This is a genomic window from Polaromonas sp., from assembly GCF_039930745.1.
Taxonomy (GTDB): Bacteria; Pseudomonadota; Gammaproteobacteria; order Burkholderiales; family Burkholderiaceae_C; genus Polaromonas.
Genome location: NZ_JBDTTH010000005.1, coordinates 1 through 16,239 on the forward strand (window position 1 = coordinate 1; position 16,239 = coordinate 16,239).

The 16,239-nt window shown below is 63.5% G+C and carries 12 protein-coding genes; 7 read left to right on the top strand and 5 right to left on the bottom strand.

What is annotated here, in order from left to right; all coding sequences use genetic code 11:
- The 6 genes from ABI660_RS03135 to ABI660_RS03160 form a co-directional block, all read left to right on the top strand.
- Window positions 1–183, top strand: a 183-nt coding sequence (locus tag ABI660_RS03135; protein WP_348064857.1) for a hypothetical protein, incomplete at its 5' end; no start/stop codon positions are given.
- Window positions 177–2,189, top strand: coding sequence for a DUF3488 and transglutaminase-like domain-containing protein (locus ABI660_RS03140; RefSeq protein ID WP_348064859.1), 2,013 nt, complete (start codon window positions 177–179; stop codon window positions 2,187–2,189). The genes ABI660_RS03135 and ABI660_RS03140, both read left to right, overlap by 7 nt.
- 252 nt (window positions 2,190–2,441) lie before the next feature.
- Entirely contained in the window at window positions 2,442–3,563 is a 1,122-nt protein-coding gene (gene mltB / locus ABI660_RS03145) for a lytic murein transglycosylase B (RefSeq protein ID WP_348065035.1), read from the top strand.
- A gap of 143 nt (window positions 3,564–3,706) precedes the next feature.
- On the top strand, window positions 3,707–4,252 hold the full coding sequence (locus ABI660_RS03150; RefSeq protein ID WP_348064861.1) for a cytochrome b: 546 nt from the start codon (window positions 3,707–3,709) through the stop codon (window positions 4,250–4,252).
- Window positions 4,249–4,800, top strand: coding sequence for a YceI family protein (locus ABI660_RS03155; RefSeq protein WP_348064863.1), 552 nt, complete (start codon window positions 4,249–4,251; stop codon window positions 4,798–4,800). Before ABI660_RS03150 ends, ABI660_RS03155 begins: the two co-directional genes overlap by 4 nt.
- A gap of 24 nt (window positions 4,801–4,824) precedes the next feature.
- The gene (locus tag ABI660_RS03160) at window positions 4,825–5,391 is read left to right on the top strand and encodes a YceI family protein (RefSeq protein WP_348064865.1); all 567 of its coding nucleotides are present in this window, start codon (window positions 4,825–4,827) and stop codon (window positions 5,389–5,391) included.
- Between the two features lie 366 nt (window positions 5,392–5,757).
- Here ABI660_RS03160 and ABI660_RS03165 read toward each other — a convergent pair whose 3' ends face one another.
- The 5 genes from ABI660_RS03165 to ABI660_RS03185 all read right to left on the bottom strand — a co-directional run bounded on the left by ABI660_RS03165 (window position 5,758) and on the right by ABI660_RS03185 (window position 12,364).
- Window positions 5,758–5,991, bottom strand: a complete 234-nt coding sequence (locus ABI660_RS03165) for a hypothetical protein (RefSeq protein ID WP_348064867.1) — start codon at window positions 5,989–5,991, stop codon at window positions 5,758–5,760.
- Window positions 5,992–6,120: 129 nt separating this feature from the next.
- A complete protein-coding gene (locus ABI660_RS03170; RefSeq protein ID WP_348064869.1) occupies window positions 6,121–6,942 on the bottom strand; it encodes a transglutaminase family protein in 822 nt (273 codons plus the stop codon).
- A gap of 204 nt (window positions 6,943–7,146) precedes the next feature.
- Window positions 7,147–8,106 carry an alpha-E domain-containing protein gene (locus ABI660_RS03175; RefSeq protein WP_348064871.1) on the bottom strand — a complete coding sequence of 320 codons (960 nt, stop codon included), beginning with the start codon at window positions 8,104–8,106 and terminating at the stop codon, window positions 7,147–7,149.
- A gap of 18 nt (window positions 8,107–8,124) precedes the next feature.
- The gene (locus ABI660_RS03180) at window positions 8,125–9,645 is read right to left on the bottom strand and encodes a circularly permuted type 2 ATP-grasp protein (RefSeq protein WP_348064873.1); all 1,521 of its coding nucleotides are present in this window, start codon (window positions 9,643–9,645) and stop codon (window positions 8,125–8,127) included.
- 109 nt (window positions 9,646–9,754) lie between these two features.
- Window positions 9,755–12,364 (bottom strand): DNA internalization-related competence protein ComEC/Rec2, encoded by a 2,610-nt coding sequence (locus ABI660_RS03185; protein WP_348064875.1) that lies wholly within the window; start codon window positions 12,362–12,364, stop codon window positions 9,755–9,757.
- 199 nt (window positions 12,365–12,563) lie between these two features.
- On the opposite strand from ABI660_RS03185, the gene ABI660_RS03190 reads away from it, so the two are divergent.
- Window positions 12,564–16,172 (top strand): transglutaminase family protein, encoded by a 3,609-nt coding sequence (locus ABI660_RS03190; RefSeq protein WP_348064877.1) that lies wholly within the window; start codon window positions 12,564–12,566, stop codon window positions 16,170–16,172.
- The last annotated feature ends 67 nt before the right edge of the window (window positions 16,173–16,239 follow it).

Sequence of the window (16,239 nt, forward strand, 5' to 3'; positions counted from 1 at the left end):
GCACCGCAGGTTGCCTGGAGCGAAGCGGAAGGACCCGGACCATCGGGTCGCCTTTTCTTTGGTGACTTTCTTTTGGCGACGCAAAAGAAAGTTACTTGCCGCCGGGCAACCCCCGGCTTGCTGGCACACCATCAGCCTTCGGTCCATGCAGCACCATCAACCTATGAAGGCGGCAAATGTTAGCCCGCCTCCAAACCCTGCCTCGCGAAGCCCGCGACACCCTCTTCCTGCTGGCTGTGATCGCCTGGGTGCTGCTGCCGCAAGTCAGCGAATTACCCTGGTGGTGCAGCGCGCTGGCGGCAGGCATGTTGCTGTGGCGTGGCCGGCTGGCTTTCAGTGCCAGGGCGCTGCCGGGCCGCTGGTGGCTGCTGGGCCTTCTGGTCATCTCCGTTGGCGCCACGCTGCTGACGCACCGCACGCTGCTCGGCCGTGATGCCGGCGTCACGCTGATCGTGATTTTGCTGGCGCTCAAGACGCTGGAGCTGCGCGCCAAACGCGACGCCTTTGTGGTGTTTTTCCTGAGCTTTTTCACAATGCTCACCAACTTTTTCTACTCCCAGTCCCTGCTGACGGCCTTCAGCATGCTGGTGGCCCTGCTCGGTCTGCTGACGGCTCTGGTCAATGCGCACATGCCGGTGGGCAAACCGCCGCTGCTGCAGGCCGCAAAAACCGCCGGCTGGATGGCCCTGCTGGGCGCGCCGGTGATGGTGTTGCTGTTCGTACTGTTCCCGCGCCTGGCGCCGCTGTGGGGTGTTCCGTCCGATGCGATGACGGGCCGCAGCGGCCTCAGCGCCACCATGCAGGTCGGCACTATTGCCAGTCTGGCACTCGACAGCAGCATCGCCATGCGTATTGCGTTTGAAGGCAGGCCACCGCCGCAGCGCGAACTGTATTTTCGCGGGCCGGTGCTCTCTAGCTTCGACGGGCGCGAGTGGCGGCCCTCGTCAAGCTCGCGTTTTCCCTCGCGTTACAAGCTGCCCGATAACCTGTCCGTCCTGGGCGAAGCCCTTCGTTACGAGGTAACACTCGAGCCTACCAGCCGACCCTGGCTGTTTGTGATGGACGCAGCCGCCGAGAGCCCCAGCCTGCCTTCCGGCTACCGGACCCGCATGAACAGCGACCTGCAATGGCTGACCGATCGCCCCATCACCGATCTGATCCGTTATCAGGTGAAAAGCCATCCGGTGTTCCGGCACGGGCCGGACAAGCGGGAAGTCGGTCTGCAGGAATTTGTCGAACTGCCCTCCGGCTTCAACCCGCGCACGCTGGCGCTGGCTGCCGAGTTGCGCACCGACCCGCGTTATGCACGGGCCGGCACCCCGGCACTGGTGCAGGCCGCCATGGACAGGCTGCGCACCGGCGGCTACACCTACACGCTGGAGCCGGGCGTGTATGGCGCCAACACGGCCGACGAGTTCTGGTTTGATCGCAAGGAGGGCTTTTGCGAACACATCGCCTCGGCTTTTGTGGTGCTGATGCGCGCCATGGACATACCGGCCCGCATCGTCACGGGTTACCAGGGCGGCGAGACCAATTCCGTCGACGGCTTCTGGGTACTGCGCCAGAGCGACGCCCATGCCTGGACCGAGGTCTGGCAGGCGGGCCAGGGCTGGGTACGCGTGGACCCGACTTCGGCCGTCTCCCCCGGCCGCACCGGCGCTTTCCAGCGGCTGGCCGCACCGCAGGGCGTGGTCGGGCAGGCATTTGGCAACTTCAGCCCGACCCTGGCCGCACAATTGCGCGCGACCTGGGAGGCGGTCAACAACCGCTGGAACCAGTGGATTCTCAACTACACCCAGGGCAAACAGCTAGAGTTGCTCAAGGACATCGGTTTTGAGTCACCGAGCTGGGAAGACCTGGCCTATGTCCTGATCGGGGTGGTTGTGCTGGTCAGTCTGGCCGGCGCTGCCTGGACCCTGTGGGACCGCACCCAGCACGACCCATGGCTGCGCCTGCTGGGCCGCGCCCGCAGGCGGCTGGGCAAGGCTGGCCTGGCCAGCCATGCCGCCACCTCCCCGCGCCAGCTGGCGCAACAGGTCATGCAGCGTTATGGCAGTGAAGGGCAGGCCCTGCACGACTGGCTGCTGCAACTCGAAGTACAGCGCTACGCCGCTGCGCTCGCTGGTGGCACGCCCCCCCGCCTGGCACCGCTGAAAAAGCAATACAACCAACTGAGCTGGCCGGGCTGACTTTCCCGCTTCGCGCTAGGCGTCTGTCGGGCTTGGGGCGTCGAAAGTGAAAATCAGCCCGAGCGAGGACAGTTTTTGCCGGATTTACAGGCCCATAGCCCAGCTATGGGCCAAAAAGACGGTGAAAAATGGACCGCTGCGGTCGATTTGCAGCCGACGATTCCCAAGTCCGACAGGCTCCTAGGTTATCTGCCTGGCGCCATACTGTCGGTCTTTCTGCCTACTTCCCGCTGCCTGGACACGCCTTTTCGCATGATTGCCTTTCCGTTTTTCAGAACCGTCCCGCCACGGCTCCTGGTTGCTCTTCTTTTAATAGCTGTTGGCGCAGGTACAGCGGGGGCCAGCAGCGCAAAAGACCTCAAAGCCCGGAGAATCAAGGTGCCGCAAGCCGCAGAACAGGAAAGCGCCTACGCCAGCCGCCCGGAAGCGATGCGTTTTGCCGACGACCTGGCCAGCCGGCGCGACCTCGATGTGCAATGGGTGCGTGAAGCCATCGGCCATGCACGCTACAGCCCGACCATCGTGCGGCTGATGCAGCCCCCTGCCAAAACCTTCACCAAGAACTGGCGCGTCTACCGCAGCCGCTTCATCGACCCGGTCCGCATCGCGGCGGGTGTGCGCTTCTGGCAGGAAAACCAGGCCGCCCTGGCACGCGCGGAAAAAGAATACGGCGTGCCCCCGGAGATCATCGTCGGCATCATCGGTGTGGAAACCATTTACGGCCGCGACACCGGCAAGTTCCGGGTGCTCGACGCACTGGCCACACTGAGCTTTGATTTTCCAGCCACGCACCCGCGCGCCCGTGAACGCAGCGAGTTTTTCAGGGGTGAGCTGGAGCAGTTCCTGAGCATGCAAAGCCGCCTCGACAGCGACCCGCTGGCGCCGCGCGGCAGTTACGCCGGCGCCATGGGCATGCCGCAGTTCATGCCCTCCAGCTGGGTCAAACATGCGGTGGACTTCGACGGCGACGGCAAGGTGGACCTGTGGGACAGCCCCGCCGACGTGATCGGCTCGGTCGCCAGCTATTTCAAGGCCTTCAACTGGCAACCCGGCATGCCCACGCATTACCCGGTTCGTTTTGATGCAGCCACCCTGGACATGAACGCCCTGATGGCGCCTGACATCCTGCCCACCTTCAGCGTGGCCGGTTTCACCGCCAAGGGCGCTGTGCTGGAAGTCGACGCGCAGAACCACACCGGCCCATTGGCACTGATCGAACTGCTCAACGGCGGAGGCGCACCTGTTTACGTCGCCGGCACCGAGAACTTCTACGCGATCACGCGCTACAACTGGAGCAGTTATTACGCGATGGCCGTGATCGAGTTGGGACAGTCAGTCGCCCAGGCGTACACGGCAGCAGGTAAAAAACCCTAGCGGGGTGTGGCAACTGCCGATACCTGGCGCAAGGTCCGGCAAACACTCCGCCGGCAACAGGCCACAGCCAAGGCGCCGCCGCTTGCCCTGGCATGGGGATAACGTCACAATGGCCGGAGAAACTTACCCCGCCAACAAGCCGCTTGCAACCTGCCACTTACACCCGCACCGCGATCATCCTCCATGGCGTCATGGCCCTGCTGATTGCTGGAGGGTTTTCCATCGGCTTGTCCATGGTGGAGTTGCCGCTCAGCCCGCTCAAACTGCAGCTCTATTCGTACCACAAGTGGACGGGCGTCAGCGTGGCGGCGCTGCTGCTTTTGCGCGTTGTCTGGCGCCTCCTGCATCCGCCGCCACCCTTGCCGGCACGCATGCCGGGTTGGGAAGTGGGCGCAGCGCATGCCAGTCATCTGCTGCTTTACCTGCTGATGATCTGCGTGCCGCTTTCCGGCTGGTTGATGAGTTCGGCCAAAGGCGTCACCACGGTTTACCTGGGCCTGTGGCCCCTGCCCAATGCCGTGGCACGCAACGAGGCCCTGGGCTTTTTTCTGGGCGAGCTGCACCGCATCCTCACCTATGCGCTGCTCGCCCTGGCGGCTTTGCATGTGGCGGCTGCGCTCAAACATCATTTCATCGACCGGGACGGCGTGCTGGGCCGGATGTTTCACTTCAACCGTTCCCGCCCATGAAAACCATCGCCGTCGTCCTCTCGCTGCTACTCGCGTCCACGTCCATCCAGGCCGCTGAATACAAACGGGTGGACCTCTCCGCCAGCCAGATCCGCTTCACCTCCCGCCAAATGGGCGTCCCGGTGGACGGTGCATTCCGGAAGTTCGACGCAAGTCTGGCATTCGATCCGGAAGCGCCTTCAGCAGCCCGGGGACAACTGCGGATCGACCTGTCCAGCATCGATACCGGTGTGCGCGAGGTCGATGAAGAAGTGGTGGGTACGCACTGGTTTGACGTCAAACGCCATCCTGATGCGCGCTTCGAAATGCGCCAGATCCTCCCCCAGGGCGGTGAACGGTTTCAGATCAGTGGCGCCCTCACCCTCAAAGGCGTCACCCAGCCCGTCGTATTTGACGCCGTGCTCAAGCGCAGTGCAAGCCAGGCAGTGATGCAAGGCTCCTTTGTGATCAGGCGCCTCGATTTCGGTGTCGGGGGTGGAGTTTGGGGAGATGTCAAAGTAGTGGCCAACGAAGTGACCGTACAGTTTCAGCTGGTGCTCCGGCCTTGACGAGCCCGTAATTGAAAGGCAACCATGAAAAAACTCCTTGCAGCCCTGGTGTGCAGCCTGCCCCTGATGTCGGCCCTGGCGGTCGATGTTTATGACCGCGACCCGGACCACACCTTTGCCTTCTTCGAATTCAGCCATCTCGGCTTCAGCACACAGCGCGACCGCTTCGACAAGGTCGACGCCACCGTCACCCTGGACCTGGAAAACCAGGTGGGTAGCGTGGAAGTCAGCATCGACGTGCGCTCCATCAGCACCGGCTCGGCCGTATTCAACCAGATCCTGTTGAGTGACACCTTCTTTGACGCAGAGAAGTTTCCGGTCATCACCTTCAAGTCAAACCGGCTCAATTTTGGCAAGCTCGACGATGTTGTTTCCGTCGAAGGCAACCTGACCGTCAAAGGCATCACCCACCCGCTGACCCTGACGGTGACCCAGTTCAAATGCGCGATGCACCCGACGCTCCGCAAACCAGCCTGCGGGCTCAACGCCACCGGAAAACTCAGGCGCAGCGAGTTCAATCTGGGCAGATTCGCGCCGCTGATCAGCGATCAGATTACCTTGCTGGTGTCGATGGAGGCGCTCAAGCGCTAGGGTTTCCCTTCTCAGGCCATCAACGGCGGCTCCAGTGTGAAGCAGTAATGCTCAACCGAGCCGGCCTGCACAGATGGCGTTGTCTAGTGTCCTGTCCCGTCAATAAGGTGATGAGATGAAATTGTCCAGTCAGTCGTCAGGCAAGGCGCGAGGAGGCGACATAGCCGTAGCTATGGCAACGACGAGCAACGCCGCATGCCGGCTGAATGGGCGATTTCATATCGCCTTTATTTGCGGGACAGGACACTAGGGCGTTGGCCCACATCTGCCAGGCATTGAACCGGGTGTTGGACTGCAGCAGCGTTTTGCCTTGCAGGTAATCGGGTGTGCTCAATGCGATGCCGGCCGCTAGACGTGACGTCGGATTTACGTAGAAAGCACGCCGCCGACAACGAATAGCGCAACGCCCGCGTACCAGCTTCGCATAAGCCAAACGCCCACCTTGTTCTTTCGGGCATAAACATAGACATACAGAGGGACAAAGAAGCAGAGCAAGCCCGAAAGGGGATTACCGGTGAAGGCGTGCAAAGCGATTGCCAGTTGCGAACCCATGAGGAGAGCCAAGCCAATAAGAAGCAGGGCCGGGCCGATAGATGTCATGTCAGATCTCTTTTTTTGACGCCTGAGGCTTGTTCATTCCGTTACCCGCGACATCAACCGAAGTTGCGATCTTGTTGGGTTGGCTTGACTTGCAAGCGACGTGTGAAATATTCCGGACATCGCACGCGCTCACGCCGGCACGATCGTGATATCCACCAACATGTCCTCCTCACCCCCGCCATGCCGTATGCCCTTGATCGGCGGGCAGGCGTTGTAGTCGGTGCCCACGGCCAGGCGCACGTGGCGCTGGTCGATGAGGCAGCTGTGGGTGACGTCGATGCTGACCCAACGCCGCGCCGCCACGTCGAGGCAGACGTCGGCCCACGCGTGGCTGGCCAGGTCGGGCTCGTTGGCGGCGTAAAAATAACCGCTGACGTAACGCGCGGGCAGCCCCAGGCTGCGACAGATGGCGACCATCACATGGGCCTGGTCCTGGCACACGCCGGCGCCGGCTTCAAAGGCCTGCAGTGCCGTGGTGGTGACGCTTGTGCTATTTTTTTGATAGCTGACAGCGCCCGCCACACCTTGGCTCAGGGCCAAAAGCATGCCCAAATCCGTTACGCCGGCGACAGCAGGCGGCTGCACGAAGCGGCGACCGAACTCTGCCAGTGATGCATGCGGCGTGGCGAGCGCCGTCGGCCGGAGAAAGAAGGCCGGATGCGGCATCGCCGCATCGTCGGTGAATTCGGCCTCTCCCAGCGTGTCCACCTGCCCCGCAGCATTGACCAGGCTGCCGGTCACATGCGCCGCGGCATCTGCAACAAAGGTGTAGGAATGGATGCTGTTGCCGAAGCCGTCGTGCTGCTCATGCAACACACCCGGCGCGCCCAGTGTCCAGAACAGCACGTCTTGCGAAGGGCCGGATTTTGGCGTCAGCCACAGCGTCTGCAGGGCATAACGAAGTGGCTCGGTGTAGCGGTAACGCGTGGTGTGGCGGACGTGTAACTTCATAAGGCCCCCACGGTGGTCATGACGCCCCCACGGTTGCTCACTGCGTGTAGCGCCCTGCCCCCCGGGGGGGCCGCTGCGCCTGCGGCCCGGCGAAACCGGTTCCGCGGCCCCTGCTTGATTGAAGAGCCCACACGGTTGCTCACGGCTCCCTCCCGTTCGCCCTGAGCCTGTCGAGGGGTGCCCCCGAGGGGCGGTGGTCGTATTTCACGCCGTCGCCGGAACCAGGAAGTCGCGGCTGATGTGGGCGCCGAGTTCGTTCACGCGGTCGAGGAACTGCGTCAGGTAGGCGTGCAGGCCGGTGGCCAGGATCTCGTCGATGCGTGCGTATTGCAGGTCGGCATTGAGCTTGCCGGCACGGCGCACGGTTTCGCTGGACTGGTCGTCTGTCACCCTTTGCAGGTTACTCACCACTTCCTGCAGGCTGGCGGCCAGTGAGCGCGGCATGTCGGCGCGCAGGATCAGCAGCTCGGCCACGCGTTCGGGCTTGATCACGTTGCGGTAAACACGCCGGTAAATCTCGAAGGCGCTGACGCTGCGCAGAATTGCGCTCCAGTGGTAGAAGTCGTACTCCTGGTCCTTCTCGCTGGCGGCGCCGTAGAAGTCGCTCTGCACCGCGTGAAACTTCACATCGACCAGGCGCGCGGTGTTGTCGGCGCGCTCGAGAAAAGTGCCCAGCCGCATGAAATACAGCGCCTCGTCCTGCAGCATGGTGCCGACCGTCACGCCGCGCGACAGATGAGAGCGGAACTTGACCCATTCGAAAAACTGGCTCGGGTCACGCTCGAACTCGCCATTGCGCAACATGCGGAAAATCTCGAGGTAGGTCTGATTTTGTGTTTCCCAGACCTCGGTGGTCAGCGTGCCTCGCACCGCGCGCGCATTCTCCCGGGCATTTTTCAGGCAGGAGATGATGCTCGACGAATTTTTCTCGTCGCGCACCATGAAGTCCATCACGTCGCGCGCGTTCACGTCGCCGTATTTACTTTCATAGGCATGAGAAAGCTCACTGATGCTGAGCAGGCCCTTCCAGCCCACCTGCGCCACGGCGGTTGATTGCGGCAGCAGGGATGTCTGGTAGTTCACATCCAGCATGCGCGCCGTATTCTCAGCGCGCTCCGTATAGCGGGACATCCAGAAAAGGTGATCAGCGGTTCTTGAAAGCATGATGATTCCCTTTCCTTGTTAGTTCGATGCCAGCGACTGTGTCTGGGACTGCCCGGACTGCGATTGGGACTGAGACTGCGGCGGCGTATCGCCATCTTCAAGCACCCAGGTGTCCTTGGTGCCGCCACCCTGCGAGGAGTTGACCACCAGCGAGCCGTCTTTCAGCGCCACACGCGTCAAGCCGCCCGGCACCATCTGCACGGTTTTGCCGCTCAACACAAAAGGCCGCAGGTCGATGTGGCGCGGTGCGATGCCGCTTTCGACATAAGTCGGGCAGGTCGAGAGGCTCAGCGTTGGCTGGGCAATGTAGCCGGCCGGATTGGCCAGCACGGCCTTGCGGAAGTCCTCGATCTCGGCCTGGGTGGCCGCCGGGCCCACCAGCATGCCGTAGCCGCCGGCACCGTGCACTTCCTTGATGACCAGGTCTTTCATGTTGGCCAGCGTGTACTTCAGGTCGTCCGCATTGCGGCACATGTAGGTCGGCACGTTTTTCAGGATGGGTTTTTCGCCGAGATAGAACTCGATCATCTTGGGCACATAGGGATAGATCGACTTGTCGTCCGCCACGCCGGTACCGATGGCGTTGCACAGCGCCACGTTGCCGCTGCGGTACACATTGAGCAGGCCGGCACAGCCGAGTGTGGAGGTCGGACGAAAGGCCAACGGGTCCAGAAAATCGTCATCGACCCGGCGGTAAATCACATCCACACGTTTCGGGCCGCGCGTGGTGCGCATGTAGACGAAGTTGTCCTTGACGAAGAGGTCCTGCCCCTCCACCAGCTCGACACCCATCTGCTGCGCCAGGAAGGCGTGTTCGAAATAAGCCGAGTTGTACATGCCGGGCGTGAGCACCACCACGGTCGGCTCGGCGCGGTGCGCCGGCGAGTTGTCGCGCAGAGTCTCGAGCAGCAGGTCGGGGTAATGCGCAACGGGGGCCACGCGGTTTTCGCTGAACAGGTCGGGAAAAAGCCGCATCATCATCTTGCGGTCTTCCAGCATGTAGCTCACGCCGCTGGGCACGCGCAGGTTGTCTTCCAGCACGTAGTACTCGCCTTCGCCCTGCGCATTGGGCGCACGCACGATGTCGATGCCGCTGATGTGAGAGTAGATGTTGCCAGGCACCTCGACACCCATCATCTCGGGGCGGAACTGCGCGTTCTGGAAAATCTGCTCGGACGGGATCACGCCGGCCTTGATGATCTCCTGGTCGTGGTAGACATCGTGGATGAAGCGGTTCAGCGCGGTCACGCGCTGGACCAGCCCGCTTTCCATGCTGGCCCACTCATGGGCGGGAATGATGCGCGGAATCAGGTCAAAGGGAATCAGCCTTTCCGTGCCGCCGGTTTCGGAGTTGCCGTCGTCCTTGTCGCCATACACAGCAAAGGTGATGCCGACGCGGCGGAAGATCATTTCGGCTTCTGCGCGCCTGGCCTGCATGACCTGATCCGGCTGCCTGGCCAGCCAGCGCTGGTAGGCCTGGTAATGCTCGCGGACGCTGGACGCCGCTGCATTCATTTCATCAAACATGGGGCGGCTCATCAGCTTGGTCTCCAGCAGGTTTACGAATGGATTGTTATGCCACTAGCTTAGCAAGTAATGCGCCAGCCGTTCGCAAATGAGCAACTAATTTATACGGGATGTCCGGCACTCAGGGGGCCGCCGAGGAGGCAGCGTCGGTGGGGTGGTGCCAATAGCGCAATGCGGTTTGCCGCTGGCAGCGGACCTCCGACGGGTGCTGGCTGGACCAATTGGCAGCGCCGCACACAGGCGATGTCACCACGGGTATCCCGCGTTCGCGATAGCGCTCCAGCACGGGTACGGCCGGGTGGCCAAAACGATTGCGATAGCCGTTTTGCGCCAGCGCCAGCGTGGGCCGCACAGCGTCCAGAAACGCCGCGCTGGACGATGTTTTGCTGCCGTGGTGCGGCACCAGCAGCACATCGGCCTGCAATTTTGCTCCCGCGGCCACCAGGCGCTGCTCCTGCGCCAGCTCGATGTCTCCGGCCAGCAGGGCGCTGCTTTTGCCGTTGGAAATGCGCAGCACGCAACTCATCGCGTTGGGCTTGGCCGGCACCTCGTAGTCCGCCGCCGCAGGGTGCAGCACGTCAAAACTGACGCCCTCCCACACCCAGCCCTGGCCAGCTGCACAGCGGCGTGAAGGCCGCAGGGCCTGCAGCGCATGGCCGTCCTCGATCGAGCTCACCAGCGCCGCCTGCGGCTGCATGGCCAGCACCGCCGGCGCGCCGCCGATATGGTCGCCGTCGCGGTGGCTCAACATCAGGATGTCCACGCGTTCCCCCATGGCGCGCAGCAGGGGCACCAGCACCCGGTGCCCGGCATCGCTTTCGCGTGAAAAGCGCGGGCCGGTGTCATACACCAGCGTGTGGCCGGCGGTGCGGACAATCAGCGCATTGCCCTGCCCCACATCGGCGGCGACCAGTTCAAATTCGCCGACGGGCGGTCGCAGCGGCTGCCACAGCAGCACCGGCAGCATCAGCGGCACGCCCAGCGCGCGCCAGTGCCAGGGCAGGCGCATGGCCAGCAGCAGACCACCGGCCACACCGGCGACCGCACACCATAGCGGCGCCGCCGCCACGCTGATGCTCGCCAGTGGCCAGCGCGCCAGCCACTGCAAAAACAGCATCAGCCCCGCCACCGCCGCGGCAGCCAGCTCCCAGACCGGCGCCCACAACACCCCCAGCATAGTCAACGGTGTCACCAGCAGGGTCACCCAGGGAATCGCCAGCCCGTTGGCCAGCAAACCAACCAGCGACACCTGGTTGAACAGCAGCAACGACAGCGGCGCCAGCGCCAGGGTCACGATCCACTGCTCGCGGGCAGAGCGAACCACAGATCGCCCGGCAACGCCCAGCCAAACGGGCGACAGGGCCGCCAAGCGCGATGTTTGATGGTCATTTTGGCCTCCAGCCCTTTCTCCATGGACGCGAGCAGCTCCTGAATCGATAGCATGACCATTGCTTCCCAGGTCTGCCTCTTTGTCCTGCGGACCTGCCGCAAAGAGCACCCCCACCGCCACAAACGACAGCCAGAAACCGGCTTGCAGCAAGGCCCAGGGGTCCAGCACAACAACCACCGCCATGGCCAGCAGCCACACCTGCGGCCAGGGCCAGCGTTTGCCGCTCTGGTGCAGCAGCACAACGGCAGCCAGCATCCAGACCGTGCGCTGTGCCGGCACGCCCCAGCCCGAAAACAAGGCATAAGCAGCGGCCAGCAAAAGCCCACCCCAGGCCGCGGCACTGGACGTTGGCAACACCAGGCACAGGGCGGGGCTCCAGCGCGCGGAACGCCGCCACAGCCAGCCAATGGCCTGTGCTGCCAGCCAGGCAAACATCGTTATGTGGAGGCCCGAAATCGACATCAGGTGTGCGACCCCGGTGGCGCGGAAAACATCCCAGTCGGCGCGCTCGATCGCGTTCTGGTCGCCCACCAGCAGGGCCGCAACCACGCCCGCCAGTTGCCGGTCGGCCACGCGCGCAAATACCGCGTCGCGCATACGCTGCCGCGCACGTTCGACCGGATGGCGCAAGCCGTCGGCAAGCAATTGCGGGGGTGTATCGCGCGGCCCGGCCCGCACATAACCGGTCGCCTGCACGCCCTGCTCCCAGAGCCAGAGTTCGTAGTCGAAGCCGTGCGGATTACGGTTGCCATGCGGTGCCTTCAGGCGCACCGTCATGCGCCAGTACTCGCCGGCACGCAGGTTTTGCGGCTGGCGCTGCAGCGCAAGCAGCGCCGCCGGCGCATCCAGGGTGTCAGCTTCTGCAGCATCCCGGCCGCTGAAGCCTGCATACCAGCCGAGGTACAGCTGAGGCGGCAGTTGCACCGGTTTGCCGTGCAGCTGCGCGCTCTCGACCGCAAAACGAAAACGCAGCCCGTCTTCGCCACGTTGCGGCATGGCCAGCACCCGGCCCGTGACGTCAATGTCCTTGCCCTCCAGCGCTGGCACCAGGGCACCGCCCTGAAACACCGCGGCACGCAGGCCCGTCAATGCAAACCCGGCCACCAATGCCAGCAGCAGCGCCGCCAGGCCACGCGCCGACCACGCGGCTGTCGCGGGAGGTGTCACCGCGCCAACCAGGCCGGCCAGCAGGGCGGCAACCAGGAGCATGCCGGCATACGACCAGCCGTCCCACAGCGCGCGCTGCTGCAGCTGCAGGGCAGCCCCCACGATCAAGCCGATAAAAACCAGGCTCAGCAGCCTGGCGGCCGGAGGCGCTGTGGCCGACTTTGTTCCAGGCAAAAGCTCTCCCCTTGTTTTTCTTAACGTGTGGTCCACGTCCCTCTTAACGAAACACGCATGCCATGCGCTGACACCGCCCTGCTTTGGCGCAGCTCTTGCTTGCATTGATCGCATTAAAACCGTTATTCCGGGACTGACGCGCTGTTTCTGCGGCATAGTGACAAGGTCGGCCCTGAATTATTCGAAAAGCGAGATTGCCTTGTCCATCCATGTTGCCCTGAGCCACATCACCCACTACCAATACGACCGCCTGGTGCGTCTCGGTCCGCAGGTTATCCGCCTGCGCCCTGCCCCGCACAGCCGCACCAAGGTGCTGTCCTATTCCTTGACTGTGGAGCCCAAGGGCCACTTCATCAACTGGCAGCAGGACCCGTTTGCCAATTACCAGGCGCGGCTGGTGTTCCCCGAACCGACACGCGAGTTCAAGGTCACGGTGGACCTCGTCGTCGAAATGGCGGTCTTCAACCCGTTTGACTTTTTCCTCGAGCCCGAAGCAGAGGAGTTTCCCTTCACCTACGCCAAGGCCCAGGCGCGTGAACTGGCGCCCTACCTGGTCACCGAACCCGCGACGCCGCTGCTCAAAACTTACCTTGATGCCATTGATCGCACGCCCAAACGCACCATCGACTTCCTGGTCGGGCTGAACCAGAAGCTGCAGCACGACATCAAGTACGCCATCCGCATGGAGCCGGGTGTGCAAACGCCTGAGGAAACTCTGAAACTCGCCATCGGCTCCTGCCGGGACACCGGCTGGCTCATGGTCCAGCTGTTTCGCCACCTGGGCCTGGCCGCGCGTTTTGTCTCGGGCTACCTGATCCAGCTCAAAGCCGACGTCAAGTCGCTCGACGGCCCCAGCGGCGCCGAGACCGACTTCACCGACCTGCACGCCTGGTGCGAGGTATTCTTGCCCGGCGCCGGCTGGGTCGGCCTGGACCCGACCTCGGGCCTGATGGCCGGTGAAGGTCACATCCCGCTGGCCTGCACGCCCGAGCCATCAAGCGCCGCGCCGATTGAAGGCGGCGTCGATGAAAGTGAAGTCAAGTTCTCCCACCACATGGGTGTGCAGCGTATTTACGAATCACCACGCGTCACCCAGCCCTATACAGAAGCCCTGTGGGCCGACGTGCTCAAGCTGGGCCACAAGGTGGACCAGGACCTCGTGGCCGGCGATGTGCGGCTGACCATGGGCGGCGAGCCGACCTTTGTTGCCACCCAAGACCGCGATGCGGCCGAATGGAATATCGACGCGCTGGGCCCTACAAAACGCGGCTACGCAACCGAACTCGTGCAAAAGCTGCGCGCCGAATACGGCAAGGGCGGTTTCCTGCATTTTGGCCAGGGCAAGTGGTACCCGGGCGAGCAGTTGCCGCGCTGGGCACTGAGCATTTTCTGGCGCAAGGACGGCCAGCCAGTCTGGCAAAACCCGGCCCTGTTCACCGATGAACGCAATACCAAGGACGGCTGCAACTACACCAGCCTGGATGCCCGGCGCTTTGCCGACATGCTGGCCGGCAAGCTGGGGCTGTCCGCCAAATACATCACCCCGGGCTATGAAGACGCCTGGTACTACCTGTGGCGTGAGCGTCGGCTGCCCGTCAACGTGGACCCCTTCGACACCAAGCTCGACGACGCGATGGAGCGCGCGCGCCTGCGCCGCGTGTTCTCGCAGGGGCTGGACGCCGTGGTGGGTTATGTGCTGCCCCTCAAGGTACGGGACGAAAGCGCAAAAGGCCAAGGCCCGCAATGGTCCACCGGTCCCTGGTTCTTCCGCGACGAGCGCATGTATTTGATGCCGGGCGATTCGCCCATGGGTTACCGCCTGCCGCTCGACTCTGTGCCCTGGGTTTCCAAAACCGACTTCCCCTACATGACGGAGGCCGACCCGTTTGCGCCGCGGGACGAGCTGCCGTCCACCGCAGCCCTGGCTGCGCGCTACAACGCCGCCACCGGTTTGGTCCCCGCTGCGCAGGAAGCGGCCCCTGCCGCCGGCGGGCAGACCAGCGCCAGCATGCTGGCCCAGTACATGGCGCGCTACATGACGGCCAGCGGCCCGCGCAACGAAGCCAGCCGGCTGCTGCAGTTCAAGCCCGCGAACGTCAGCACCGACGTACGTTTCGACCAGGGCCAGGGTACCAAAGCCCCGGCAGCGACGACCCAGCCGGCCGCAGCCCCGGCGGCTGAAGAAGCCGCCCGCATGCCCAAGCCGGGCGAGTCCGCCGCCTGGCTGACCCGCACCGCGCTGTGCGTGGAAGTGCGCGACCCATCACGCGCCAACGGCCCGCAAGACAAACCCAAGGCGGCGCCGAAAGAAAAAGGCGCAAAAGCGGAAACCGGTGCGCTGTATGTCTTCATGCCGCCGCTGGAGCGCCTGGAGGACTACCTCGATCTGCTGGCCGCCGTCGAGGCCAGCGCGCAAGCCCTGGGCCTGCAGATTGTGCTGGAGGGCTACCCGCCGCCACGTGACCCGCGCCTGAAGATGCTGCAGGTCACGCCCGACCCCGGCGTGATCGAGGTCAACATCCACCCCGCCTACAACTGGAACGAACTGGTCGAACACACCGAATTCCTCTACAAAATCGCGCACGAAACCCGCCTGTCGGCCGAAAAATTCATGACCGACGGCCGCCACACCGGCACCGGCGGCGGCAACCACTTTGTACTCGGCGGCGCCACGCCGCCGGACAGCCCCTTTCTGCGCAAGCCCGAGCTGCTGGGCAGCCTGATTGCCTACTGGCATAACCACCCATCGCTGAGTTATTTGTTCTCGGGCATGTTCATCGGCCCGACCAGCCAGGCGCCACGTGTGGACGAGGCGCGCAACGACCAGTTGTACGAACTGGAAATTGCGCTGCGCGAGATCGCCGCCAATCGCGAGAAGTATGGCCAGGATATGCCACCGTGGATCGTTGACCGCACACTGCGCAACATCCTGGTGGACGTGACCGGCAACACGCACCGCAGCGAGTTCTGCATCGACAAGATGTATTCGCCCGACTCGGCCACCGGCCGCCTCGGCCTGCTGGAGCTGCGCGCGTTCGAGATGCCGCCGCACGCCCGCATGAGCATCGTGCAGCAACTGCTGCTGCGCGCACTGGTGACACGCTTCTGGAACAAGCCTTACCACGGCCGCATGACACGCTGGGGCACCGAGCTGCACGACCGCTTCCTGCTGCCAGGTTTTGTGCGCATGGATTTCGCCGATGTGCTGACCGAACTCAAGGAGGCCGGCTACGCGTTTGACATGTCATGGTTTGACCCGCATTTCGAGTTCCGCTTCCCCATGATCGGCCAGGTCAAGGCCAACAGCATTGAGCTGACCTTGCGCAGCGCGCTGGAGCCCTGGCATGTGATGGGCGAGGAAGGATCGTCGGGCGGCACGGTGCGTTATGTGGACTCCTCGCTCGAACGCGTGGAAGTGCATGTGACCGGCCTCAACGACAACCGTTACGTCATCACTGCCAACGGCCGCGCCCTGCCGCTGCAGAGCACGGGTACCGTTGGTGAATACGTCGCCGGTGTGCGCTACAAGGCCTGGAACCCGCCCTCGGCCCTGCACCCGTCGATTGGCGTGCATGCGCCGCTGACCTTTGACATCGTCGACACCTGGATGGAGCGCTCGCTGGGCGGCTGCCAGTACCACGTGGCACACCCGGGTGGGCTCAGCTACGACACCTTACCCGTCAATTCCTACGAGGCCGAAAGCCGGCGGCTCAACCGCTTCTTCCAGATGGGCCATACACCCGGGAAGCTCCGCGTCCAGCCCGCGCAGGCTAGCCGCGAGTTTCCGTTCACGCTGGATCTGCGCTAGAAACTGTTCCCGCTATTTGTCTTGCGGCCACAACAATTGCGGTGCGGGGCCGTGCCATCGTGCGCTG